This is a genomic window from Nocardiopsis moroccensis (assembly GCF_055763695.1).
The window spans coordinates 2362066-2386031 of the sequence record NZ_CP199747.1 but is presented as its reverse complement, the minus strand read 5'-3'; the positions used below and the strand labels follow the sequence as shown (position 1 = coordinate 2386031).

Genomic DNA, 23966 nt, shown 5'->3' with positions numbered 1-23966 from the left:
CCGGCCAGCCGGGCCCGCACCGCGGGCCGGGCCTTCCCCGAGGGTCCGGCCGAACGCCCCTCAGCCGAACACCCGGTCCAGGTATGCGTTGCCGAAGCGGCGGTGCGGGTCCACCCGGTCCCGCACCGCCAGGGCATCGCCCAGACGCGGGTAGACGCTCTCCAGGTAGGCGCGGTCGCGGGTGTGCATCTTGCCCCAGTGCGGGCGTCCGCCCACGGAGGTGAAGACCGCCTCCAGGTCGGCGAAGTAGGACTCGTAGGGCGTCCCCTTGTACATGTGCACCGCCACGTAGGCGGTCTCCCGCTCGTGGGCGGTGGACAGCCAGGCGTCGTCGGCCGGGGCGAACCGCACCTCCACGGGGAAGCTCACCCGGTGGTCGCCGCGGTTCACGATCTCCCGGGTCTGGCGCAGGACGTCCGCCACGTGCTCGGCCGGGATCGCGTACTCCATCTCCACGAACCGCACGTCGCGCACCGACGCGAACACCTTGTGCGAGACGTCGGTGTAGGACCGGGCGGACAGCGCCCGGGAACTGATCTGGTTCACGGCCGGGACCACCGAGGGGAAACGGCGGCACACCCGATTGATCCGGTCGAAGAGCGTGTTGGACAGGAAGTCGTCGTCCAGCCAGGACCGGAAGTTCGACAGCGGCTCGGCCGGCCCCCGGGAGACGTTGTTGCGCTTGGTGTTGGTGCTCTCGGTGTGCGGGAACCAGAAGAACTCGAAGTGGTCGTTCTCCGCGCGCAGTTCGGGGAGGCGCTCCAGCACCTCGTCCAGGGGCATCGGCTCCTCCCGGGCGTGCAGGAGGAACGCCGGGCGGACCGCCATCGTCAGCGCCGTCACCACGCCGAAGGCACCCAGACCCACCCGGGCCGCGTGGAACAGGTCCGGGTCCCGGTCGGCCGAGCACTCGACCACGGACCCGTCGGCGAGCACCATCTCCATTCCCACCACCTGGCTCGCCAGGCCCCCCGCGTCCCGACCGGTGCCGTGGGTGCCGGTCTGTACCGCGCCGGACACGGTCTGCACCGCGATGTCCCCCATGTTGGCCAGCGCGACGCCGCGCGCGGCCAGCGCGTCGTTGAAGTCGCACAGGGGCAGACCCGCCTCGACCGTGGCGGTTCCCGCACCGGGGTCGATCGAGCGCACACGGGTCAGGGAGGTGGGCGCCAGGAGCAGGCCGTCGGTGACGGCCACGTCCGTGAAGGAGTGGCCCGAGCCGACCATGCGTACGCGCAGGTCCTCGGCGGCGGCTGAGGAGACCGCGGAGGCGACCTCCCCGGTGCTGTTGGGGGTCGCCGTACGGCGGGGGCGGGCCTGGTGGGTGTCGGCCCAGGTGTGCCACAACACATCAGTCATGCGGTGACATTACCGATCAGTCACTTGTGTGACCAGAGGAAGAGTGTCCCTGGTCACGGAAGACGCGAAAGTTCCACGACGAGGGGCGGGGGCGGATCAGGCTGGTCCCGGAGAGCTGGTTTCATGAGTTCCATGAGGCCTTACGACGCGTTTTTGCTGATCTCCTTCGGTGGCCCGGAGGGCGAGGACGAGGTCATCCCGTTCCTGGAGAACGTCACCCGCGGGCGCAACATCCCCCGCGAAAGGTTGGCGGAGGTCGGTGAGCACTACTTCCTCTTCGGTGGAGTGAGCCCGATCAACCAGCAGTGCCGGGACCTGCTCGCCGCGGTCACCGCCGACTTCGACGCCAACGGCGTCGACCTGCCGGTCTACTGGGGCAACCGGTTCTGGGAACCGATGCTCACCGACACCCTCGCGAGGATGAGGGAGGACGGGGTCCGCCGAGTGCTGGCGCTGCCCACCTCGGCCTACTGCAACTGGTCCAGCCGGACCGCCTATCGCGAGGACATCGAGCGCGCCCGTGCCGCGCTGGGCGAGGACGCTCCCGAGGTCGACCTGATCCGCCCCTTCTACGATCACCCCGGGTTCGTCGGACCCCTGGCGGAGCACGCCCAGGCCTGTCTGGACAGGCTCCCCGAGGAGCAGCGCGAGGGCGTGCGCCTGCTGTTCTCCGCGCACTCCATCCCCACCGCCATGGCCGAGGCCAGCGGTGGTCCGGACCAGGACCTGGGGCCCGAGGGCGCCTACGGGGCCCAGCTCGCGGAGGTGGCCCGCCTGGTGGTCGGGCGCCTCGACCGGGAGTACCCCTACGAGCTCGTCTACCAGAGCCGCAGCGGTCCGCCGAGCCAGCCCTGGCTGGAGCCCGACGTCAACGACCGGATGGAGGAGCTCGCCGGGGAGGGCGTCCCCGCCGTGGTGGTCGTTCCGCACGGGTTCGTCTCCGACCACATGGAGGTCAAGTTCGACCTCGACGTGGAGGCCCGTGAGACCGCCGAGAAGCTCGGTATCGGTTACGAGCGCGCACTCAGCCCGGGCACGCACCCCGCGTTCGTGTCCATGGTGACCGAACTGGTGCACGAGTACACCGGCCGCGCCGCGGAGCAGCGGCTCACCTCCCTGCCGCGCTGTGCCGGGGGGAGCGGTCAGTGCTGCAAGCAGCGCTGACCGGGCCGAACCGCACTGGCGGGGCGCCCTCGTGTCCCACCGGTGCGGGCCCCGTGCGCGGTCGCCGGGGCTGACGGCGGCCCGGTCCCCGCTCCCCGGGGGAGGCCGGTCGGGACACGCTCTTGAGTGCAAGACGTTGTCAACGTTGTTGACGCCCTCTGAGGTGCGAGGAATACAGCGGTGACCCGGGTCACCGCGGCCGATAGGGTCGGGTCAGACCACAAGTCGACGGTTTCAGGAGATTTTGTCTTGGTTCGTTCCTGGTATGAACTGCCGGAGTACGTCCGCCTGCGCCGCGTGAACGGGCTGCGCCTGTCCCCGGACGGCACCCGCCTCGTCGCGCCCGTGAGCGACATCGCCCCCGACTCCAAGTCCTTCCGCAGCGCTCTGTGGGAGATCGACACCGCGACCGAATCCGAGGGCGGGCGCGCTCCCCGGCGGTTGACCCGCTCCACCAAGGGCGAGTCCGGCGCCGAGTTCCTCCCCGACGGTTCGGTGCTCTTCAGCACCGGACGCGTCGATCCCGAGGCCAAGGCCGAGGACAAGCCCAAGGCCGCACTGTGGCTGCTGCCCGCGGACGGCGGCGAGGCCCGCCAGGTCGCCTCCCGTCCCGGAGGCATCGGTGCCTTCGCCGTCGCCCGTGACTCCGGACTGGTCGCCTTCACCGGAAGGGTGCACCCCGGCGCCGAGGACGCCGAGGCCGACACGGAGGCCAGAAAGGCCCGTGAGGAAGCAGGGGTCACCGCGATCCTGCACGAGGCCCTGCCCGTGCGCTCCTGGGACAGCGACATCGGCCCGGACCACCCGCGGATCTTCACGGCCGCCCCGCCCGAGGACGAGGACGCCCGCTTCGGCGAGCCCAAGGACCTCACCGGTGACTCGGGCCTGTCCCTTCTCGGTGCCTCCCCGGAACTGACCCCCGACGGGTCCGCCCTGCTCACCACCTGGTCGGTGCCCACCTCCGGCGGCGCCCGCCGGGACGAGGTCGTCGCCGTGGACACGGCCACCGGCGAGCGCCGCACCATCGCCGGCGGAGCCGACGCCAGGTTCGACTTCGGCAACCCCCTGGTCTCCCCGGACGGCACCAGGGCCCTGGTCTTCGCCGATGACGAGGGCAGCTACGACGGAGAGCCCCGCAACGCCACGCTGTGGCTCACCGACCTCGCCACCGGCCAGGGCCGCGACCTGCTGCCCGACCACGAACTCTGGCCCCGCGGTTACGCCTGGTCGGCCGACTCCGGCACGGTCTTCCTCGTCGCCGACGAGAACGGCCGCCGACCGGTCTTCCGCCTGGACGTGGCCACCGGCTCCCTCACCCGGGTCACCGGGGACCACGGCGCCTACAGCGAGCTGAACCCGTCTCCCGACGGCCGCCACGTCTACGCGCTGCGCGACGCCTGGGACGCCCCGCCCGCCCCCGTGCGTCTGGCCGCCGACGCCACCGACGGCCGGCCCGAGTATCTGCGCACCCCCGGCTCCGAGCTGACCATGCCGGGCACCCTCACCGAGATCGAGACCACCGCCGACGACGGCACCCGGATCCGGTCCTGGCTGGTGCTGCCCGAGGAGGCCTCCGCCGCCTCGCCCGCACCGCTCATGCTCTGGGTCCACGGAGGCCCCTACATGAGTTTCAACGGCTGGTCCTGGCGTTGGAACCCGTGGCTGCTGGCCGCCCGCGGCTACGCCGTCCTGCTTCCGGACCCCGCCCTGTCCACCGGCTACGGCCAGGACATGCTCCGCCGCGCCTGGGGCCGTTGGGGCCCGCGCACGCACGCCGACGTCATGGCGATCACCGACGCCGCCGAGGCCCGCCAGGACATCGACGCCGAGCGCACCGCCATGATGGGCGGCTCCTTCGGCGGCTACATGGCCAACTGGATCGCCGGGCACACCGACCGGTTCAAGGCGATCATCTCGCACGCCTCCCTGTGGCAGCTGGACGGGTTCAGCGGCACCACCGACTACCCGCCGGTGTGGGAGAGCGAGTTCGGCACCCCGCTGGCCCGGCCGGAGCGCTACCAGCTGAACTCGCCGCACCTGCACGCCGACAAGATCCGCACTCCGATGCTGGTCATCCACGGCGACAAGGACTACCGGGTGCCGATCGGGGAGGGCCTGCGCCTGTGGCGCGATCTCCTCCTGCACGAGGTCGACGCCAAGTTCCTGTACTTCCCGGACGAGAACCACTGGATCCTGACGCCCGGCAACGCACAGGTCTGGTACGAGACGATCTTCGCCTTCCTGGACCACCACGTCCACGGCAAGGAGTGGACCAGGCCCGAGCTGCTCTAGGGTCCCGCACCGGAGGAGGGGCCCGGCACCGCGCGTGCCGGGCCCCTCCTCCTCGCGTTCGCCCTGCTTCCGTGGGCGACGGTGGGCTCCACGTAGAGTTCGGTGGCGGAAGCATCCGGGCACACCCGTCCGGAGGGCCACGACCAGGAGGGCAACAGTGACCACCATCCAGTCCCCACACGACCCGGAGAAGCTGCGGGACCTCGCCGTCGCCGTGGCGGCGGAGGCCGGTGAACTCGCGGCCAAGGGGCAGGAGGGCATCACCGTCCTGGACACCAAGTCCAGCCCCACCGACGTCGTCACCGAGATGGACCGGGCCACCGAGGACCTGATCCGGGAGCGTCTGCTCGCGGCCCGCCCCCACGACGCGATCCTCGGTGAGGAGGGCGGCGGGGTCGAGGGCACCAGTGGGGTGCGCTGGATCGTCGACCCCATCGACGGCACCGTCAACTACCTGTACGGGAGCCCCGACTGGGGCGTGGCCATCGGTGCGGAGGTCGACGGGGCGGTCGTGGCCGCCGCGGTCCACCTGCCCGCCCACGGGCAGATGTTCGATGCGGTCCTGGGCGGCGGGTCCCGGCTCGACGGTCGGACCCTGCGCGCACCGGACCGGGTTCCGCTGGACCGGGCCCTGGTCGCCACCGGCTTCGGCTACCTGCCCGAACGCCGGCTTCAGCAGGCCAGGGTCCTCACCGGGGTGGTCCAGCACATCCGTGACATCCGCCGGGGAGGCTCGGCCGCGGTCGACATCACCGGCATGGCCACCGGGCGCTACAACGCCTACTACGAGCGCGGACTCCACATCTGGGACTGGGCCGCGCCGGGGCTGGTGGCCAGTGAGGCCGGTGTCCGGTTGGGCGGCCCCCACGGGGGCCCGCCCAGCAACGACCTGGTGATCGCGGCCCGGCCCGGCCTCTACGAGGAGCTCGACGCCCTCCTGGCACCGCTCGGAGCCGACACCGACGGCTGAGCGTGGTTCGCACGCGGCCCCGGATACACGAAACCCCGGGCACACACGGTGCCCGGGGCGGGGGAGAGGCGGGGTCGGACACCCGAAGGTTGTCCGCCCGCCTCGATGCTGTTGCTGTGCGTCCCCGGCCCCTCGGGGGCGGGAACCGCGTCGGCCGCTCCGGTCAGGAGTGGGCGTCGACGCCGTTGCGAGCCGCGATGCGGTAGAGATCCTCGAGCTCCGACGCATGGGTGTCGGCAAGGAAGTCGTCCCCGGCGGCCTGCGCCGACTGGAGTGACCGGTAGGTCTCGTTGATACGGACCTTGATCTCCGCCATGAACTCGCCCATTGCACCTCTTCCAGGGGTAGGCACCGGGACACGGTCAGTGCCCCGGTGTGCATCCTTGTGCGCACGCTTGCGCGTGGGCACGAACCGAAGTCGTCACGACCCTGTGACATGCATGCTCGTCGCGGTCCGGGACGGTACCCCGGCTTCCACGCGTGCGTCTCCTACCTCTACCGCACTGTGATCCGCGTCAAACCTCGGCCCCCCGCGCGTGATCCTTCCGTGACGGTGGGCGGGCACGAGGACCGCTTCCGCAGGATGGAAAAGGGCCCGTCGGCGGGGGTGGCGCCCCACCGGGCGCCGTCGCCACCGGTGTCCGGCGGGGCGGTTTCGGCAAGCGGCGGAAAAAAGTGTCTCAAGACACATTTTCCGAACGGGGCTTCTGCTTACTCGTTCCTTATTCTTGATGTGTCAGATTTGAGATGTGCGGGGTTGAGCCGTCGCCGACGGTTGGGGGATTCGTCGGCGACGGCCGCCCCGCGCTCAGGGGAGCTGTGAAGCTCCCGGCCCAGCGCCCGTGTCACACGGGGCGAGGAGAGCGGGACTCCCCCCGGAGTCCCCGGCGGGTTTACCGTCTCCTTACCTCCACTGTGAAAGAACGGTTGACGCGGCCGGGACCAAGAACGCCGCTGCCGGTGTGTTGGGGGATGCGCCGGCAGCGGCCCCCTTTTTGTTTCCAGACACCGATGCTCTAGAAGGACAACGTTGCGCGTACTCGTGGTCGAAGACGAACGGGTCCTGGCCGACGCGGTGGCGGTCGGACTGCGACGGGAGTCCATGGCGGTGGACGTCGTCTACGACGGGGACACCGCCCTGGAGCACACCGCGGTCAACGATTACGACGTCGTCGTCCTCGACCGCGACCTCCCCGGAGTCCACGGCGACGACGTCGCCCGCTCCCTGGTCAACGAGAGCTACAACGGCCGCATCCTGATGCTCACCGCCTCCGACGGGGTCCAGGACAAGGTCGAGGGACTCACCATCGGAGCCGACGACTACCTGGCCAAACCCTTCGCCTTCGCCGAACTCATCGCCCGTGTGTACGCCCTGGGCCGTCGTTCGGCGCCCCCGCTGCCACCGGTGCTGGAACGGGGCGGCATCACCCTGGACCCGGCCAACCACCTGGTGCACCGCGACGGCCGCGAGATCTCGCTGACCCCCAAGGAGTTCGCCGTCCTCCAGGTGCTCATGCGCGCCCGGGGGACCGTGGTCAGCGCCGAGGGTCTCCTGGAGAAGGCCTGGGACGAGAACGCCGACCCCTTCACCAACGTCGTCAGGGTCACCGTCATGACCCTGCGCAAGAAGCTCGGTGACCCGCCGGTCATCCAGACCGTTCCGGGGGCGGGGTACCGCTTGTGAGACCGGGGGAGCGCCCAGAACCAGGGCAGGTGGAGCCCACGCGCCCCGGAGACACCGGGACCTGGCGCAGCCTGAACTCCGTCGCCCCCGACGGGGACGGGGCCGAACGCTCCTCCGCCCACGCCACGGTCCACCGCCTCACCGACAACCTCAGCCTGCGGGCCCGCCTCACCCTCATCTACGGGATGTTGTTCTTCGCGGCGGGCTCCCTGCTGGTACTGGTCAACTACCTGGTCATCGCGGTCCTGCTCAACGCGCTCCTGGCCGAGGAGAGCCCGGCGGAGCTGATCGAGAACAGCCACCACATCGAGCAGGTCCTCACCCACGTCACCCGGTTCTCCCTGCTCGCCCTGTTCCTCGTGGGCCTGCTCGCCGTGGGCCTGGGGTATGCCGTGGCGGGTCGCGCCCTGTCGCCCCTGCAGAAGATCACCCGGATCGCCAGGAGGCTCTCCGAACGGTCCCTGCACGAACGCATCGCCCTGTCCGGGCCGGACGACGAGATCCGTGAGCTCGCCGACACCTTTGACGGCATGCTCGAACGCCTGGACCGGGCCTTCGACGGGCAGCGGCGCTTCGTCGCCAACGCCTCCCACGAGCTGCGCACGCCGCTGGCGATCAACCGCACCCTCCTGGAGGTGGCCCTGAGCGCCCCGGACGTCTCACCGGACCTCAAGACCGTCGGGCAGACCCTCCTGGAGACCAACGCCCGCCACGAACGCCTCATCGACGGCCTGCTCTTCCTCGCCAAGAGCGACCGGGATCTGGAGGCCAAGGCCCGGGTCGACCTGGGTGAGGTCGCCGGGACCGTGCTCAGCCAGCTCGCCGGGGACATCGAGAAGTCGGGGCTGTCGTTGCGCCAGGACCTGAGGCCCGGGCCGGTGACCGGGGACCCGGTCCTGCTGGAGCGCCTCGTCGCCAACCTCGTCGAGAACGCCCTCAAGTACAACGTCGAGGAAGGCGAGATCACCGTGCGCAGCGGCATGTACGAGGGCATGCCCGCGGTCCAGGTGGAGAACTCGGGCAAGGTCATTCCGGCCTACGAGATCGAGGGGCTCTTCGAGCCGTTCCGCCGCGGTTCCGGAGACCGGGTGGGTTCGGGTCGCAGCTCGGGCCTGGGCCTGTCCATCGTGCGCTCGGTGGTCCGCGCGCACCGGGGCGTGGTGACCGCCTGGCCCCGTGCCGGCGGCGGCCTGGTCGTCACCGTGTGCCTGCCCGTGCCCCCGGGGCAGCGGGGCGGGGACGCCGAACGCCGTTGACGGCCCAAGCTGCGCAAGGCCGCGCTTCGTGGTATCTATACGTGTCCGAAGACACGCCCACCCCTGTCACGAGCGCAGACCCGGGGTGGGTATGCTTCCCCGGGCGTGGACACGGAGGGAATCCCTCCTGACGTGGGCATGTCTTGATTTTCGCCCGTACCCGGGGGAGTTTTCCACGCTTGCCCGGTATGTGGGAGCAAACGTGTTTTCAGGTCTGCGAGGTACCCGGCGTCGGGTAGTACGGCAGGGAACGATCCGCAGCGGCCGCTGAACCTTGGCCGCCTCCGGTCAAAATCCCGTCAAGATACTGCTGACCTGTGAACAGTGACCCGGGAGGGGGCACAGTTCATCGACACCGGGAAACTCGTCGGCCGAACCGGGCACAACGAAGGTCTCTCAAGCGTTACACCCGCGCGACGAGGCACTAAACGAGGGGGATGGAGTTAGCAGAGATGGCGACCGACTACGACAGCCCGCGCAAAACTGACGAGGACATCAACGAGGACAGCCTCCAGGAGCTGCAGGCGCGGCGCGTGGACAAGGGCACCGGCACCATCGACGTCGACCCCGACGAGGTGGCCGAGGGCATGGAACTGCCCGGTGCCGACCTGTCCGGCGAGGAGCTCGCGGTCCGCGTGCTTCCCCGCCAGGCCGACGAGTTCACCTGCTCGCGCTGCTTCCTGGTACACCACCGCAGTCAGCTCGCCGAACAGCGCGCCGGTCAGCTGGTCTGCAAGGAGTGCGCCTAGAACCGGCGACGACGGGTCCCGACACCGCCCTCCCCACCGTCCCGAGGACACCGGGGTGCCGGACAGGACCTGTTGCACCGTCGGTCATGACCGGTGGGCAGCCGAGCCGCGATCCGATGCGTCCCCACGGGGGCGCATCGCGCGCCTTCCCCCAGGCGGGGTACGGCCGGTCGGGCCGGTCAGCGAGAACGCGACGGTGGACGGCCGACCGCACCCGGGGCGGGACCCCTGTGCGGTGAGCCGCCCACCGTCGTCGTGACACGTCCGTCCCGGGCCGGTTCAGGCCTCCAGGTCGCGCCCGCCGGAACCGACCGTCCGCTTGCGGGTGGCACGCACGGCCAGCACACGGGCCACCTCGACACCCACACCGGCGACCACGGCCCAGCTCAGGGCGCGCCCCAGGCTGACGTCGGGGGACTCCAGGTCCGTCGGTGGCTCCTCACCGGTCGCGCGCGTCCAGGCGAAGGTCAGAGCCTTGCGCGTGACGAACTCCGCTGCGAAACCCGCGACGAGTCCGAGGACGACCGGTACGACCTCACCGTCCTTCTTAGCCATGTGAATCGTTCACCGTTCCCTTGTGCGTACGATGGTGCGCGCGAGGGCGCACCGTCTGCGTGAGAATCCTTTCACGCCGGCCGGGCCCGCGCATCGGTGGCCGCGGTCGGGGCGTCTGCCCACCGCCCCGGGGAAGCCGGAAAGCGGGAGCGACCAGGGTCGCGGGAGCACTAGCATTGCCCCATGACCAACCGCTCTCATTCCTTCCGTATGCCCGACAAGCCTTCGCTGGACGGTATCGAGGCGAAGTGGGTCGACGTATGGGATGAGTCCGGCGTCTACCACTTCGACCGGACCCGCGGCCGCGAGGACGTCTACTCGATCGACACCCCGCCGCCCACGGTCTCGGGTTCGCTGCACATCGGCCACGTGTTCTCCTACACGCACACCGACACCGTCGCGCGCTTCCAGCGGATGAACGGCAAGGCCGTCTTCTACCCCATGGGCTGGGACGACAACGGCCTGCCCACCGAGCGCCGCGTCCAGAACTACTACGGTGTCCGCTGCGACCCCTCGGTCCCCTACGACCCGGACTTCCAGCCGCCGGAGAAGCCCAACCCCAAGCGGCAGATCCCCATCTCCCGGCGCAACTTCATCGAGTTGTGCGACATCCTCACGGTCGAGGACGAGAAGGTCTTCGAGTCCATCTGGCGCCGTCTGGGGCTGAGTGTGGACTGGCGGCACACCTACGCCACCATCGACGACAACTCCCGCGCCGCCGCCCAGCGCGCCTTCCTGCGCAACCTGGCCCGGGGCGAGGCCTACATGTCGGAGGCGCCCACCCTGTGGGACGTCACCTTCCGCACCGCCGTCGCGCAGGCCGAACTGGAGGACCGGGAGCGCCCCAGCGCCTACCACAAGGTCGCCTTCCACAAGGGCGACGGCACCCCGGTCCACATCGAGACCACCCGCCCCGAGCTGCTGGCCGCCTGCGTCGCCCTGGTCGCCCACCCCGACGACGAGCGTTACCAGGACCTGTTCGGCACCACCGTGACCACCCCGGTCTTCGGCGTCGAGGTCCCCGTCAGGGCGCACCGCCTCGCCGACCCCGAGAAGGGGTCCGGCATCGCGATGATCTGCACCTTCGGCGACACCACCGACGTCACCTGGTGGCGTGAGCTCCAGCTGGAGACCCGCCCCATCGTCGGCTGGGACGGCCGCATCATCGCCGACCCGCCCAAGGGCGTGGAGTCCGACGCCGCCCGTGAGGCCTACGCCAGGCTGGCCGGGGCCACCGTCCACACCGCGCGTGAGCGCACCGTCGAACTCCTTCGGGAGAGCGGCGACCTCGTCGGCGACCCCAAGCCCATCACCCACCCGGTGAAGTTCTACGAGAAGGGCGACAAGCCCCTCGAGATCGTCACCACCCGCCAGTGGTACATCCGCAACGGCGGTCGGGACGAGGACGTCCGGGCCCAGCTCATCCAGCGCGGCCGTGAGCTCACCTGGTACCCCGAGCACATGCGCCAGCGCTACGAGAACTGGGTCGAGGGCCTCAACGGTGACTGGCTGATCAGCCGTCAGCGCTTCTTCGGCGTTCCGTTCCCGGTCTGGTATCCGCTGGACGCGGACGGTAACCCCGACTACGACCGGCCGCTGCTGCCCACCGAGGACCAGCTGCCCATCGATCCCAGTTCCCAGGCCCCCGCCGGGTACACCGAGGACCAGCGCGGCCAGGCCGGCGGCTTCATGGGCGACCCCGACGTCATGGACACCTGGGCGACCTCCTCGCTGTCCCCCCAGATCGCCTCCGGGTGGGAACGGGACCAGGACCTGTTCGAGCGGGTCTTCCCGATGGACTTCCGACCGCAGGGCCAGGACATCATCCGCACCTGGCTGTTCTCCACCGTGGTCCGCGCCCACTTCGAGAACGATAGCCTGCCCTGGAGCACCACGGGCATCTCCGGCTGGATCCTGGACCCGGATCGCAAGAAGATGTCCAAGTCCAAGGGCAACGTCGTCACCCCGGTCGCGCTGCTGGAGAAGTACAGCTCCGACGCGGTCCGGTATTGGGCGGCCAGCGGCCGTCTGGGCACCGACACCGCCATGGACGAGGGCCAGATGAAGGTCGGCCGACGGCTGTCCATCAAGATCCTCAACGCCAGCAAGTTCGTCATGTCCGTGGCCGGCGAGAACGCCACCACCGACGCCGCCCGGGTCACCGAGCCCCTGGACCGGGCGATGCTGGCCGCGCTGGCCGACGTGGTCGAGGAGGCCACCGCGGCGTTCGTCGCCTACGACCACACCCGGGCACTGGAGCGCACCGAGCGCTTCTTCTGGGACTTCTGCGACGACTACCTGGAGCTCGTCAAGACCCGTGCCTACGACACCGGGTCCGCCGAGGGCGCCTCCGCCCGTACCGCGCTGCTCATCGCCCTGGGGGCCCTGCACAAGCTGTTCGCCCCCTTCGTCCCCTTCGTCACCGACGAGGTCTGGAGCTGGTGGCAGGACGGTTCGGTGCACGCCCAGAGCTGGCCCGACGCCGCCGAGTACCGTGCCGCCGCCTCCGGCGGGGACCCGGCCGTCCTGACCGCGACCGCGGAGGTCCTGCGCGCGGTCCGCAAGGCCAAGTCCGAGGCCAAGCTGTCCATGCGCGCCGAGGTCGACAACGTCAGGGTCCGCGGCAAGCAGGCCGGGTCCGCCCGTGCCGCCGCCACCGACATCGCCGCGGCCGGCCGCGCCGCCGGGATCGATTTCGAGACCACCGACGACAGTGACCTCACCGTCGAGGTGACGCTGCCGGAGCCGACCGAGGCGAGCGAGTAGCGGCACGCGGCGGCGCCTTCCGGCACCGACACCCGCGGGGCGGGTCCGGGTTCCTTCCGGGCCCGCCCCGCCGTCGCACCCGGGCAGCGTCCGGAGAGCGATAGGCTCGGCGGATGTGAGTACCTCATCCCTGGAAGGCGGGCGGGTGCCGATCACGGTCCGTCGCCTGGACCCCGGCCTGCCCCTCCCCGAGTACGCCCACCCCGGTGACGCGGGCGCGGACCTGTACGCCGCCACCGACGTCAACCTCGACCCCGGAGAAAGGGCCACCGTCCCCACCGGCCTGGCCATCGCCCTGCCCGAGGGCTACGCGGCCTTCGTGCACCCCCGGTCCGGGCTCGCCGCCCGGTGCGGGATCACGGTCGTCAACGCCCCGGGGACCGTGGACGCCGGATACCGGGGTGAGATCAGGGTGACCCTGCTCAACACCGACACCGACACCCCGGTCAAGCTCGCGCGGGGCGACCGGATCGCCCAGATGGTGATCCAGCGCGTGGAGCGGGCGGAGTTCGTCGAGGCGGACACCCTCCCCGACTCGGTACGCGGTGCGGGCGGTTTCGGTTCGACCGGGGGCCACGCCGCACAGCGGTGAACGTTCCCCGACTCCCCGGTGTGATCCCGGGACCTACGGAAGAAGCGGAGAGGTGGAGGCGTGTTCGGACGCCGTCGCAAGAAGCGGGACGAAGAGACAGAGAGAACCGGGCAGACGGAGGCCCGGCCGAAGCGGCAGGGCGCCGCCGGCGCGGTCTCGTTCGACAACGAGGTCGAGCCGGAGCGTGCTGCGGGAGAGCCCGTCAAGGGCGCGGACCAGTACCGGCGGACCGGGCCGTGGGACTCCACCGAGGACGCCCCCGAGGCCAACCGGATGGACCTGGGCAGCATGCTGCTGCCGATGGAACAGGGCACCGAGATCCAGGTGAACGTCGCCCAGGACAAACAGAACAAGCAGAAGATCATCGGGGTCACCCTGGTGCGCGGTAAGACCGCGCTGCAGGTGCAGCCCTTCGCGGCCCCCAAGTCCTCCGGGCTGTGGGAGGAGATGCGTGAGGAACTGCGAGAGCAGGTGACCAAACAGGGCGGCAAGGTCGAGGACCACGACGGAACCTTCGGCCCCGAGCTCCAGGCGCTCATCCCCATCAAGGGGAAGAAGACCGAGGACGGCAAACAGCTGGGCCAGCGCGTGCGCTTCATCGGGGTGGACGGCCCCCGATGGGTGCTGCGCGGGGTGATCCGTGGCGAGGGTGCGAGCAAGCCCGAGATGATGTCCGAGGTCGAGCAGCTCTTCGCCAACATCGTCGTGGTGCGCGGTGAGCAGCCGGTGCCGCCCAGCGAACTGCTGCAGATCACGGTGCCGAAGAAGATCCAGGAGCAGATGGCGGCCGCCGCCAAACAGCGCGCCGCCCAGCAGGCGGCCCAGAGCGGAAACGCGGGCAGCTCGCCCAACGGTTCCGCCGGGGGGCCCGCCGACGGTTCCTGAGCAGGCGCCCGGAGGAAACCGGTGGTTTCCGCGGGGCCGGCCTGTGTACAACCGTGTCCGGGGGTGCGCCGTTCCGTAGTGTGTGTTTCATGGCACAGACGACGCAGAACAGCGCACCCCGGCCGCTTCCCGAGGACTGGGACCGGGCCCTGGCCGTGGTGGCCCACCCCGACGACCTGGAGTTCGGCGCCTCCTCGGCGATCCACCGGTGGACGGCCCAGGGCAAGGACGTGGTCGAGCTCCTGGTCACCAAGGGCGAGGCCGGGATCGACACCTTGGACCCCGGGGCCTGCGGGCCCCTGCGGATGGCCGAACAGCGTGCCTCGGCCGCCGCGGTCGGCGCGGCCGAGGTGGAGTTCCTGGACTTCCCCGACGGCACCGTGGAGTACGGTCTGCCGCTGCGCAGGGCGCTGGCCGGGGCGATCCGGCGGCACAGACCCGACGTGATCCTCTCCATCAACTTCCGTGAGTTCTTCGATGGCGGCAGCGGGTTCAACCACGCCGACCACCGGGTCCTGGGCCCCGCCCTGCTGGACTCGGTCCGCGACGCCGCCAACCGGTGGGTGTTCACCGAACAGCTGGTCGAGGGCGCGGAGCCCTGGCCGGGCGTGCGTTTCGTGGCCTTCGCCGCGGCCCCCGACCCCACCCACTTCGTGGAACTGGGGGAGCCGGACCTCGCGGCGGGCATCGCTTCCCTGGACGCGCACGAGGTGTACCTGGCCAATCTGGATGGTTTCGACCAGAAGACCTTTCTGCGGGAGAATGCCCTGCGTTCGGGGGAGTGGGCGGGCGTACCGTTGGCCACCTCCTTCGAGGTCTTCGACACCTGAGCTCCGGCTTCCGGAGCCGAGCTCGCACGGGAGGGAGCGCCATGGGCGCGAGGAGGAGCAGGGCAGGCCGGGTCCTGCTGTGGACACTGGCCGCGGTGACGGCGCTGCTGCTCGTCGCCGGGGCGGCCTTCGCCGTCTGGGCGCTGAACCCGTACCAGGCGGAGCCGGAGCCGCTGGCCCGTGCCGAGGCCGACCCGGCGGTCCTGGTGGAGCACCGGGAGGACGCCCTGCTGATCGCTCCCGCCGAGGACCCGTCGGGGACCGGGGTGGTCTTCTACTCGGGGGCACGGGTGGAGGCCGACGCCTACGCGGCCGTCTGGGCGCCGGTGGTCGCCGAGACGGGGCTCACGGTGGTCCTGCCCGACCTGCGCCTGAACCTGGCCCTGCTCGACTCCGCCCGGGCCGAGAGCGCCGTGGCCGAGGCCCCCGGTGTGGAGACCTGGTACCTGGGCGGGCACTCCATGGGAGGGGCCTTCGCCGCGCAGCACCTGGGCACCGGGGACGGAGCCACCGACTGGGAGGGTCTGGTGCTGTGGGCCTCCTACGCGGTGGCCGCCGCCGACCTCGCCGATCGCGGGGACCTGCGGGTGCTTTCGGTGGCGGGGGGACGTGACGGCGTGCTCACCTCGGAGAAGATCGCCGAACAGAGACCCAACCTGCCCGAGGACGCCGTCATGGAGGTGATCGAGGGCATGAACCACGCCCAGTTCGGCGCCTACGGGCATCAGGCCGGGGACGGAGAACCGGAACTGACCGACGAACAGGCGCACCAGGCCCTGGCCGAGGTCACCGGTGCCTTCCTCGCCCCTTCCTGAACGGTCTCCTGCTGACCGGTCGGGAACGCGCGGGGCGGTTCAGGCGCTGGGGGACCGGGCCGGCCCGGGGTCCACCGGATCGGTGACCCGTCCGGTGAACAGGACGGTCCCTCTGCGGCGCAGCACGAACCGGAAGGGCTGGTCCACCAGGAACTCCTTGGGCCTGGGCGGGACCGCGGCCGACATCACCATGACGGCGGCGGTGGCGGCGGCGCCCTCCGCCCCCTTCTCGTCCACGCGCAGCACGGCCTGGTGCACGATGGCGTCGACCCTGAGCGTTTCGCTGCTGATCCCACCGAAGTCGGCGTTGTCGGTGGCCAGGGTACGCACCCGGGCGGGGGTGGCGGCCAGGGGATCGAGCAGAGCCGCCTCGCTCTGGACGGCGAAGCGCGGCAGCGCCAGGCTCACCTGCTCGTTCCGACCCGCCTGGTACAGCTCCAGCAGGGTCCCGGGGGTCAACGGCGGAGCCTGAGCCCGCTGTTTCCCCGGCGCGGCGGGGATGATCACGTCCAGCGCCAGCCCTTGGGCGCCCTCCAGGGTCACCATGCGCAGGCCCGCGTGTTCGGCCAGGTGCATGCGGCCGGTGCGCCGCATGGTGGGGATCCGGCGGGTGCCCCCCGGAGCGTGGAAGGCGCGTTTGCGGGTCTGGGACACCTCGAAGGGCTCGCTCCACATCAGCTTCACCCACAGGGCGTTGACCAGGAGCATGCGAAGGCCGGGGTGGACGGTGCCGGGTGAGAGCAGTTCGGGGACCAGGCCCCGGGTGACCTCCTCGACCCGGCCGTTGATCCTGCCGCGCACGCCCTCGCTGTCGCCCCGGAAGTCGACCCGGTCCACCTCTGCGTCGGGCCGGGACCGCACCCGGTTCTCGAAGTCCGGGCGCAGCGGCAGGTCCGCGGGCACGTACAGCCCGTTGAGAGAGGCCATCTCCAGCCCGGCGGGCCCTTCGACCGCCTCGTTCAGGGCGGCCAGGTGTTCCCCGGGGTCACCGTGCACCGGTGCGAACAGGTCCACCAGCTCCTGCCGGGTCCGGCCCCCGGCCCCCGCGGCCAGCAGACCGAGCACGGACCCGACGGAGTAGGGCGACCACACGTGCGAGGCCTCCCCGAGAGCCAACTCCCGGTCCAGGGTGAGGGCGAAGCGGGTGTGCTCTTCCTGCGGTTCGTCCCGTGCGGTGGTGTCCAATGGTGGCTCCTGGCGAAAGGGGTCGGAGCCGCCAGCGTACGGAATCGGGCCGGGGCCGCGCCGGCGCCGGGCCGCGCCGCCGCAGCCCGCCGACCCGGTTCTGGTGCAGGTCGAAGTCTTCCTCCTCGCGATGCGACTTCCCATCGAAAGCCGGTTCGAAATGACCGGACGGTTCTTCCGGCGCGTCCGACTTCCCGTATGTTCGGTGCGTATTCTTGTTCCCACCCTGGTGATCCGTTGAAACATGCAATGGGTGGGCGGTTTGTGGAACCTGGGATGAGCCCGTGTTTCACAACGTCTGCGGTCCCGATTGGTCATCAGGCTTTCCGTTGCCCTTTTATTCGGATGTAGCAATCTGGAAGATGAAGCCCAAGGGGGGCGGTGTGAGCATGGAGCGGTGCCCGGAGCGCCTGCCCTGTAAGGGCTTCTGGATCTGGGTGAGGAGAGTGCTGCTGTTGACGCAGAGCGATGACGGGAGATCGTTTGGAACGGAGTTCCCCAGTGTCCCCTCGCTGTCCCGGGGTTTTCGTTTCCCCTTATTGCTCTTGTTGTTTTGTTTCCCGTGCTGTGCTGAAATATCTATTTCTGTATCTCAAGATGGATCCCCGGGTCCGGCGAGGAGACAACAGTGGAAGAATCTGTCCGTAGGGCTGCGGGGATCATCCGGAGTCGTTATTCAGAGCCTATTACCCTGAACGAGATCGCTGCGGAGGTGTTCGTCAGTCCGTTTCACTTCTCTCGGATCTTCTCGCGGGCCATCGGGCTGACCCCGGGGCGCTATCTCACCGCGGTCCGTCTTTTCGCCGCCAAACGTCTGCTTCTCACGACCGACCTGACGGTCTCCGACATCGTGTGCAGCGTCGGATACAACAGCGTGGGCACCTTCACGAGCAGGTTCACCCGGGTGGTGGGCATGTCACCGACCCAGTACCGGGACCCCGTCGTCTCCAGGCTGCTCATCGCGGCGTCCTCCGACTTCTCCCGGATGCCGGAGCCGGAGGAGCTGGCGGCGGAGGCGAGCAGGAGCCCGTGCCTGCCGGACCGGTACGCGACCACCATCCGGGGAACGATCGAGGTCCCCCGTGCGGCGGGCACGGTGGACGCGATGGTCGGAGTGTTCTCCGGGGCGGCCCCGCAGAGACCGCCCGTGGCCTTCCAGGTCCTCCCGGCGCGGGGCAGGACGGAGTTCGAGGTCAGGGGGATCCCCGGCGGCTCCCACCACGTCTTCGCCGTGGCGGCCCCCCAGGTCAGGGGGATGGACACGCCGGTGCTGACCGCGGCCACCCGAAGACACGTCAGTACCGGCCCCGGGCTCAACACCTACGTGGGCCTGTCCCTGCAGCCCCCCGAGGAGTCGGACCCGCCGGTGGCCGTGACCCTCGCCGACGCGTCGAGGCTGGCCGGGGCCAGGGAGCTGCGCCAGACGGTGTGAGAGGGCTCCGGGACCCGGACCCTCTCGGCAATCCCGGAGTAGATCCCCGCTCCGGGCGCGGAGAGCATGGGTGCCAGAACACGGATATCACTCGGGAGAGCGGGAGGACGGCGTGTCCAGTGCGATGGGTTCGCTTCGGCGCCGGATCATGACCCCGAAGGCGACCGAGGTGAAACTCGGTGTCAGGGGCTTCCACGACCAGGGGCCTCGGGTGCGCGAGGTTCTGGAGACGGTGGGCACCTCCTTCCTCACCGGACTCGGGGACGCCGTGGAGACGGCCTCACCGGAGCGCACGGACCACGGTCTGCGGGTGCTCGACCGCCGCTACCGGGGCTTCGCCTACGAGGGCGCCGCGATGGGCTTCGCCCTCCTGGACGGGTTTCTTCCGGGGAAGGGGAGAACGCGGCGCTTCCTCGACGGGGCGGGCTCGGACCACGTCTACATGGCCTACATCGGTATCGGTTGGGCGATGGCCCGACTGCCGCGGCCGCTGTGGCCGGACACTCGATCCCTGGACCCCGTCCTGCGGTGGCTGGTGCACGACGGCTACGGCTTCCACCAGGCCTACTTCCACACCGAGAAGTACGTTCGTCGGGGGCTGCGCGATCACCGTGCGGCCGACAGGACGGCCGATGGCGCCTACGCGCTCCGTGTCTTCGACCAGGGTGTGGGCAGGGCGCTGTGGTTCGTGGCCGGAGCGGATCCCGACACGGCGGTCTCCCTGGTCGAGGCCCTCCCGCCGGGGCGCAGGGCCGACCTCTACGCGGGGATCGGACTCGCCGCCACCTACGCCGGGGGCGTGGACGAGGCCGGGCTGGTGCGGCTCCGAGAGGGCGCCGGGGCGCACCGGTGGGACCTGGCCCAGGGGAGCGCCTTCGCCGCGGAGTCGCGGGTGCGCGCCGACCTGGTCGTTCCGCACAACGAGACCGCGACGGGTGTGCTCTGCGGAACGGACACCGGGGAGGCCGCCCGCCTGTGCCGCGAGCTGCGTCCCGGAGCCGGGGCCCGGGGGACCGGTCCCGACCGGCCGCGGTACGAATTGTGGCGGGTGCTGTTGGCCGGGGAGTTCGCCCGGCGGGACGGAGCGGCGCGGTGACCCCGGAAACGGGTAACCCCTGTTCTTATTGATCGAAGGATGGCGCCCCACCACGAGTCGCTCCGCGCCCGAGTTTCGTTTTCTTTGTTTTTTCGCCTTCGGTGTTGGTCGGCGTACGTGCTGGTCACTGGGGCTTTCGTGTGCTGAGGGAAGCCTCTTTCGAGCTTTTCGACATAGGGCAAGAATGAATATGGAAATGCCGTGCCGGTCTCCTGGACTCTGGACAGCGTTGCGAACCCTGATGGCCTCGCTACCGTTTTCTAGGAGCCTTTATGCGGCTGATGTACCGTTTGGCGACGCTGGCGCTCGCCCTGGCGTTGGTGGGTGCCCTGGGCGCCCTGACCGTTCGCCCCTCCACGAGTGACACCGTCAGACAGGAGCGGGCGGCCCCCTTCGCCTTCGAGTCCCTCGCGCTCAACTCGGCGCCCGAGGACGCGCGGACCGAACGCGCGACCGCGCCGGGGCTGGCACACCACGTGGGCTGGATCTCCGCGGTCGGGGCGGCCGGAAGCCTCCTGGACCTGCGCGGTCTGGACAAATCCGCGGACGTGTGTCTGGTCGACCCCAGGGACGACAGCGTGACCCTGCGCAACGCGCCCGGGAGCGGTGCCGACGACTACCCCGTGGTGACGCTGACACCACGGGGCCTGCCCTACTACCACACGATGGCGCCGATGGGGTGTGTGCCCGCGGACCTGGACCAGGACGGCGACCTGGACCTCCTCGTCTACTACTGGGGACGCTCACCGGTCCTGTTCGTGAACACGGCCGGGCCCGGGGCGGTTCCCGAGGCGGCGAACTTCACCGCGCACGAGATGGTCCAGCCGATGCAGGTGTGGAACACGACCGCGCTCAACGTCGCCGACCTCGACGGTGACGGCGGACTCGACGTCTTCGTCGGCAACTACTTCCCCGACGACGCCCGTGTGCTCGACCCCGAGGCCGAGGCCGACAGCCGGATGGAGATGCAGCAGAGCATGGGGCTGGCCACCAACGCCGGGCGCAACCGCGTCCTGCTGACGGAGCCCACCGGGGAGAGGGACACACCCCCGGTGTTCACAGACGCCGGCACGGCGCTCCCCGAACACGCGACCACCGCCTGGACCCTGGCCATCGGCTTCCAGGACCTCAGCGGGAACGGCGTCCCCGACGTCTACCTCGCCAATGACTTCGGCAACGACAACCTGCTCGTCAACCACTCCACACCCGGGAACCTCCGTCTGGAGCCGGTGAAGGGCGAACGGGACATGACCACCCCGAAGTCCCAGGTCCTGGGGAACGGCTCCTTCAAGGGCATGGGCGTCACGTTCACCTACGACGACGGCGCGGAGCTTCCCACGATCGTGGTCAGCAACATCACCAGCCCCTACGCGCTCCACGAGAGCAACTTCGCCTTCGTGCCGGACGGGGAGGGGGCCGCGCTCCTCGACGGAACGGTCCCCTACACCGAGAGCAGTGAGGAACTGGGGATAGCACGCAGCGGCTGGGCCTGGGACGTCAAGTCGGGGGACTTCGACAACGACGGGACCGACGAGCTCATCCAGGCCACCGGTTTCCTCCAGGGTGAGAGGAACCGCTGGCCGGAGCTCCAGGAGATTGCCATGGGTAACGACCAGCTCCTCAAGTACCCGCAGGCCTGGCCGAACTTCTCCGAGGGGGACGACCTGTCCGGGCACGAGGCCAACCCCTTCTGGACCCGGGGCGAGGACGGCCGCTACACCGACCTCAGTGAGTCCCTGGGCATCGCCGAACACGACGTCACCCGCTCCTTCGCCCTCGGTGACGTCAACGGCGACGGACTGCTGGACGTGGTGGTCGCCAACCAGTGGCAGGACTCCCGGCTCCTGTTGAACCGGGCTCCGGACCCCGCACCCGCCGCCGTCCTGCGCCTGATGCGTCCGGGGGCCGTCGACGGGGCCTGGGCCCCGGCGATCGGCGCGTCGGTCCATGCGGGCGGCTCCGGCCATCCGGAGCAGCGCCACCAGCTCTACCCGGCCAACGGGCACGTGGGGGTCTCCGACTCCATCGTCCACCTGGCGGCCCCCGAGGGACCCCTGCCGGTCACCGTCTCCTGGCGGGACGCCGACGGTACCGCGCACACCGCGGACCTGGAGGTGCGGCCGGGGAACCACACGATCCTGCTCGACGACGACGGAACGGCGGTTGCCCGATGACCGTGACCAGACCCCTCACCGGTGAGGCCGGCGACACCGGCACAGGAACCGACCCCCTCGGCGCCGGCACGGCCGACGGCAACCCGACCGGGGGCACCGGGCGGGTTGCCGGGCCCGCCCGGGACCGCCGGGTCATGGCCCTTCGCATGTTCGCGACCTCGATCACCGTGTTCACCGTCCTGGGGCACCTGCTCCTGGGGTTCGAACAGTCGCCCGTCACCCCGGTGGCGGCCGTCCTGTTCGGATACGCGCTCGACCTGGCACTGGAGACGCTGGACGCCCGGGCCTCCGGCAGGGAGGTCGGGTATGCGGGCGGCCTCGGCAGGATGATCGACCACCTGCTCCCCACACACATCGCCGGCCTGGCCTGTGCCCTGCTCCTGTGGGGGAACTCCTCCCTCTGGCCCTACCTGTTCGCGGTGTCCATCGCGGTGAGCAGCAAGTACCTGTTCCGCATCCCGGTCAAGGGGCGCAGGAAGCACTTCCTCAACCCGTCCAACTTCGGGATCGTGGTGACGCTGCTGCTCTTCCCGTGGGTGGGCATCGCCCCGCCCTACCACTTCACGAACAACACGGCCGGGACCCTGGACTGGCTGATCCCGTTGGGCATCCTCATGGCCGGGACCATGCTCAACGTCAACCTGACCAAGCGCTGGCCGCTGATCCTCGGCTGGGCGGGCGGCTTCGCCCTCCAGGCCGTGCTCAGGTGGCTGTTCCTGGACCACATGCTCGTGGCGGCGTTGCTGCCGATGACCGGTGTCGCCTTCGTCCTCTTCACCAACTACATGATCACCGACCCCGGCACGACGCCCTCCAGGCCCCGCAACCAGGTGGTCTTCGGGCTGACCACGGCGGCGGTGTACGGCCTCCTGGTCATCAACCAGGTCGTGTTCGGCCTGTTCTTCGCCCTCATCATCACCTGCCTCCTGAGGGGGCTCGTCCTGCTCTGTGCCCCCTTGTTCGCCAGGGCACCGGGGGCCGCGGCCCCCGGTACGGAGACAACCCCCGCCCCCACGTCGGAACGGAGCAGTACACAGTGAGCACCGGAACCGGGCCCCGCACCGGGAACACCAGCGCCATCGGGCCCCGCAACCCCGCGTTGCGCGCCCTCAACACCGACGGGCACCGGTGGTGCCTGCGGATCTACCTCTTCATCGTCATCGCGCACTGGGCCGAACACATCGCCCAGGCCGTCCAGATCTACGTTCTCGACTGGCCGGTCTCCGAGGCCCTGGGCGTCCTCGGCATCCCCTTCCCCTGGCTGGTCACCTCCGAGTGGATGCACTACGGCTACGCGTTCGTCATGCTCGTCGGGCTGCTGCTGCTCCTGCCCGGGTTCCACGGCAGGAGCAGGACGTGGTGGGTCGCCGCCCTGCTGGTCCAGGTCTGGCACCACTTCGAGCACCTGCTCCTGCTGGTCCAGGCGCTCAACGGGGTCAACATCGGCGGTGGTGATGCGCCCACCAGCCTCATCCAGCTGCTGATCCCGCGGGTGGAACTGCACCTGCTCTACAACACCGTCGTCTTCGTTCCGATGGTCGTGGCGATGTACCTGCACACGCGGCCGGAAAGCGCCCGGACCGAGGCGCCGGGCTGCTCGTGCGCCGAGGAGCCGAAAGGGGTGGCCGGATGAGTTCCGGTCGGCGCCGCGACCCGGTGTTCACCGTGGTGTTGCTGCTGGTGGCGGCCCTCACCGTCTACCTGGGGGCCGCGAACGCCGACCGGAGCCTGCGCGCGGCGCGCGCGGAGGGGACCCCCGGGACCTTCACGGGCACCCGGTTGGACTGCGTCCAGCATCCGGGGCACGAGTCCTGCACCTGCTACGGCACCTACACGCCCGACGCCGGCGGTCCCGCACGCGGCGACGTCTACCTCTACGGGCAGGACCGCGAGTCCTGCCCGTTGGAGGAGGGAGTCCCCTCCGTGGACGTGGGAGCGGACACCCGGGTCTACGGGCCGGAGGGCTCCAACGAGTGGATCATGACCGCCGGGATGATCCTGGTCGGCCTGGGCATGGGGGGCTACGCGCTCCGCCCGCGCCGCCGGGGCGGCGCCCCGGCGGCCGAGCCGCCCGAACCGTCCGGGTGAGGCGCCCCTTCCGAGGAGCGGCGAACACGCCTGCCGTCCGGCGGTGATGGGACGGCAGGGAAAAAGAAGACGGT

Annotated in this window: 21 protein-coding genes; 17 read left to right on the top strand and 4 right to left on the bottom strand. The window is 70.3% G+C overall.

All coding sequences use genetic code 11. From position 1 onward, the window contains the following. Positions 1-60 precede the first annotated feature (60 nt). Entirely contained in the window at positions 61-1359 is a 1299-nt protein-coding gene (locus ACUKCB_RS10630; RefSeq protein ID WP_473040352.1) for a D-arabinono-1,4-lactone oxidase, read from the bottom strand. Between the two features lie 132 nt (positions 1360-1491). Between ACUKCB_RS10630 and ACUKCB_RS10625 the strand changes: the two genes are divergently transcribed. From ACUKCB_RS10625 to ACUKCB_RS10615, 3 genes are all read left to right on the top strand, one after another. After that, positions 1492-2523, top strand: coding sequence for a ferrochelatase (locus tag ACUKCB_RS10625; protein ID WP_473040351.1), 1032 nt, complete (start codon positions 1492-1494; stop codon positions 2521-2523). Between the two features lie 249 nt (positions 2524-2772). Beyond that, on the top strand, positions 2773-4815 hold the full coding sequence (locus ACUKCB_RS10620; RefSeq protein WP_473040350.1) for a S9 family peptidase: 2043 nt from the start codon (positions 2773-2775) through the stop codon (positions 4813-4815). A 157-nt stretch (positions 4816-4972) separates the two neighbouring features. Further along, on the top strand, positions 4973-5785 hold the full coding sequence (locus ACUKCB_RS10615) for an inositol monophosphatase family protein (RefSeq protein WP_473040349.1): 813 nt from the start codon (positions 4973-4975) through the stop codon (positions 5783-5785). A gap of 163 nt (positions 5786-5948) precedes the next feature. On the opposite strand, the gene ACUKCB_RS10610 is transcribed toward ACUKCB_RS10615, so the two are convergent. Next, on the bottom strand, positions 5949-6113 hold the full coding sequence (locus tag ACUKCB_RS10610; RefSeq protein ID WP_191271198.1) for a hypothetical protein: 165 nt from the start codon (positions 6111-6113) through the stop codon (positions 5949-5951). A 702-nt stretch (positions 6114-6815) separates the two neighbouring features. On the opposite strand from ACUKCB_RS10610, the gene ACUKCB_RS10605 reads away from it, so the two are divergent. From ACUKCB_RS10605 to ACUKCB_RS10595, 3 genes are all read left to right on the top strand, one after another. Beyond that, the gene (locus ACUKCB_RS10605; protein ID WP_473040348.1) at positions 6816-7469 is read left to right on the top strand and encodes a response regulator transcription factor; all 654 of its coding nucleotides are present in this window, start codon (positions 6816-6818) and stop codon (positions 7467-7469) included. After that, entirely contained in the window at positions 7466-8725 is a 1260-nt protein-coding gene (locus ACUKCB_RS10600) for a sensor histidine kinase (protein ID WP_473040347.1), read from the top strand. Before ACUKCB_RS10605 ends, ACUKCB_RS10600 begins: the two co-directional genes overlap by 4 nt. Positions 8726-9177: 452 nt before the next feature. Beyond that, positions 9178-9474: a DUF4193 domain-containing protein gene (locus ACUKCB_RS10595; protein ID WP_013153901.1), complete on the top strand. Its 297-nt coding sequence runs from the start codon at positions 9178-9180 to the stop codon at positions 9472-9474. 279 nt (positions 9475-9753) lie between these two features. Here ACUKCB_RS10595 and ACUKCB_RS10590 read toward each other — a convergent pair whose 3' ends face one another. Next, complete coding sequence (locus tag ACUKCB_RS10590) at positions 9754-10029, bottom strand: DUF4235 domain-containing protein (RefSeq protein ID WP_473040346.1); 276 nt, start codon at positions 10027-10029, stop codon at positions 9754-9756. Between the two features lie 183 nt (positions 10030-10212). Between ACUKCB_RS10590 and valS the strand changes: the two genes are divergently transcribed. The 5 genes from valS to ACUKCB_RS10565 all read left to right on the top strand — a co-directional run bounded on the left by valS (position 10213) and on the right by ACUKCB_RS10565 (position 15917). Further along, positions 10213-12795, top strand: coding sequence for a valine--tRNA ligase (gene valS, locus ACUKCB_RS10585; protein WP_473040345.1), 2583 nt, complete (start codon positions 10213-10215; stop codon positions 12793-12795). Between the two features lie 115 nt (positions 12796-12910). Beyond that, positions 12911-13387 (top strand): dUTP diphosphatase, encoded by a 477-nt coding sequence (gene dut / locus ACUKCB_RS10580; protein ID WP_473040344.1) that lies wholly within the window; start codon positions 12911-12913, stop codon positions 13385-13387. A 60-nt stretch (positions 13388-13447) separates the two neighbouring features. Further along, positions 13448-14272, top strand: coding sequence for a DUF3710 domain-containing protein (locus tag ACUKCB_RS10575; RefSeq protein WP_473040343.1), 825 nt, complete (start codon positions 13448-13450; stop codon positions 14270-14272). Between the two features lie 89 nt (positions 14273-14361). Beyond that, positions 14362-15102: a PIG-L deacetylase family protein gene (locus ACUKCB_RS10570; RefSeq protein WP_473040342.1), complete on the top strand. Its 741-nt coding sequence runs from the start codon at positions 14362-14364 to the stop codon at positions 15100-15102. A gap of 41 nt (positions 15103-15143) precedes the next feature. Continuing rightward, positions 15144-15917: an alpha/beta hydrolase gene (locus tag ACUKCB_RS10565; protein WP_473040341.1), complete on the top strand. Its 774-nt coding sequence runs from the start codon at positions 15144-15146 to the stop codon at positions 15915-15917. Between the two features lie 39 nt (positions 15918-15956). Here the strand turns inward: ACUKCB_RS10565 and ACUKCB_RS10560 are convergent, their stop codons facing one another. Then, entirely contained in the window at positions 15957-17102 is a 1146-nt protein-coding gene (locus ACUKCB_RS10560) for a serpin family protein (RefSeq protein WP_473040340.1), read from the bottom strand. A 628-nt stretch (positions 17103-17730) separates the two neighbouring features. On the opposite strand from ACUKCB_RS10560, the gene ACUKCB_RS10555 reads away from it, so the two are divergent. The 6 genes from ACUKCB_RS10555 (at position 17731) to ACUKCB_RS10530 (ending at position 23892) form a co-directional block, all read left to right on the top strand. Next, complete coding sequence (locus ACUKCB_RS10555; protein ID WP_473040339.1) at positions 17731-18534, top strand: helix-turn-helix transcriptional regulator; 804 nt, start codon at positions 17731-17733, stop codon at positions 18532-18534. A gap of 112 nt (positions 18535-18646) precedes the next feature. Beyond that, positions 18647-19630, top strand: coding sequence for a DUF1702 family protein (locus tag ACUKCB_RS10550; RefSeq protein WP_473040338.1), 984 nt, complete (start codon positions 18647-18649; stop codon positions 19628-19630). 272 nt (positions 19631-19902) lie between these two features. Beyond that, positions 19903-21804, top strand: a complete 1902-nt coding sequence (locus tag ACUKCB_RS10545) for a hypothetical protein (RefSeq protein ID WP_473040337.1) — start codon at positions 19903-19905, stop codon at positions 21802-21804. Next, entirely contained in the window at positions 21801-22844 is a 1044-nt protein-coding gene (locus tag ACUKCB_RS10540) for an enediyne biosynthesis protein UnbU (protein ID WP_473040336.1), read from the top strand. Before ACUKCB_RS10545 ends, ACUKCB_RS10540 begins: the two co-directional genes overlap by 4 nt. Further along, positions 22841-23437: a hypothetical protein gene (locus tag ACUKCB_RS10535; RefSeq protein ID WP_473040335.1), complete on the top strand. Its 597-nt coding sequence runs from the start codon at positions 22841-22843 to the stop codon at positions 23435-23437. The genes ACUKCB_RS10540 and ACUKCB_RS10535 overlap by 4 nt, the downstream gene beginning before the upstream one ends. Beyond that, a complete protein-coding gene (locus ACUKCB_RS10530; protein ID WP_473040334.1) occupies positions 23434-23892 on the top strand; it encodes a hypothetical protein in 459 nt (152 codons plus the stop codon). The genes ACUKCB_RS10535 and ACUKCB_RS10530 overlap by 4 nt, the downstream gene beginning before the upstream one ends. The last annotated feature ends 74 nt before the right edge of the window (positions 23893-23966 follow it).

Excerpts from the sequence above, each read along its gene's own strand:
- ACUKCB_RS10630 (WP_473040352.1), bottom strand. The coding sequence starts at position 1,359 with ATGACTGATGTGTTGTGGCACACCTGGGCCGACACCCACCAGGCCCGC.
- ACUKCB_RS10625 (WP_473040351.1), top strand. The coding sequence starts at position 1,492 with ATGAGGCCTTACGACGCGTTTTTGCTGATCTCCTTCGGTGGCCCGGAG.
- ACUKCB_RS10610 (WP_191271198.1), bottom strand. The coding sequence starts at position 6,113 with ATGGGCGAGTTCATGGCGGAGATCAAGGTCCGTATCAACGAGACCTAC.
- ACUKCB_RS10595 (WP_013153901.1), top strand. The coding sequence starts at position 9,178 with ATGGCGACCGACTACGACAGCCCGCGCAAAACTGACGAGGACATCAAC.
- ACUKCB_RS10590 (WP_473040346.1), bottom strand. The coding sequence starts at position 10,029 with ATGGCTAAGAAGGACGGTGAGGTCGTACCGGTCGTCCTCGGACTCGTC.
- valS (WP_473040345.1), top strand. The coding sequence starts at position 10,213 with ATGACCAACCGCTCTCATTCCTTCCGTATGCCCGACAAGCCTTCGCTG.
- ACUKCB_RS10570 (WP_473040342.1), top strand. The coding sequence starts at position 14,362 with ATGGCACAGACGACGCAGAACAGCGCACCCCGGCCGCTTCCCGAGGAC.
- ACUKCB_RS10565 (WP_473040341.1), top strand. The coding sequence starts at position 15,144 with ATGGGCGCGAGGAGGAGCAGGGCAGGCCGGGTCCTGCTGTGGACACTG.
- ACUKCB_RS10545 (WP_473040337.1), top strand. The coding sequence starts at position 19,903 with ATGCGGCTGATGTACCGTTTGGCGACGCTGGCGCTCGCCCTGGCGTTG.
- ACUKCB_RS10540 (WP_473040336.1), top strand. The coding sequence starts at position 21,801 with ATGACCGTGACCAGACCCCTCACCGGTGAGGCCGGCGACACCGGCACA.
- ACUKCB_RS10530 (WP_473040334.1), top strand. The coding sequence starts at position 23,434 with ATGAGTTCCGGTCGGCGCCGCGACCCGGTGTTCACCGTGGTGTTGCTG.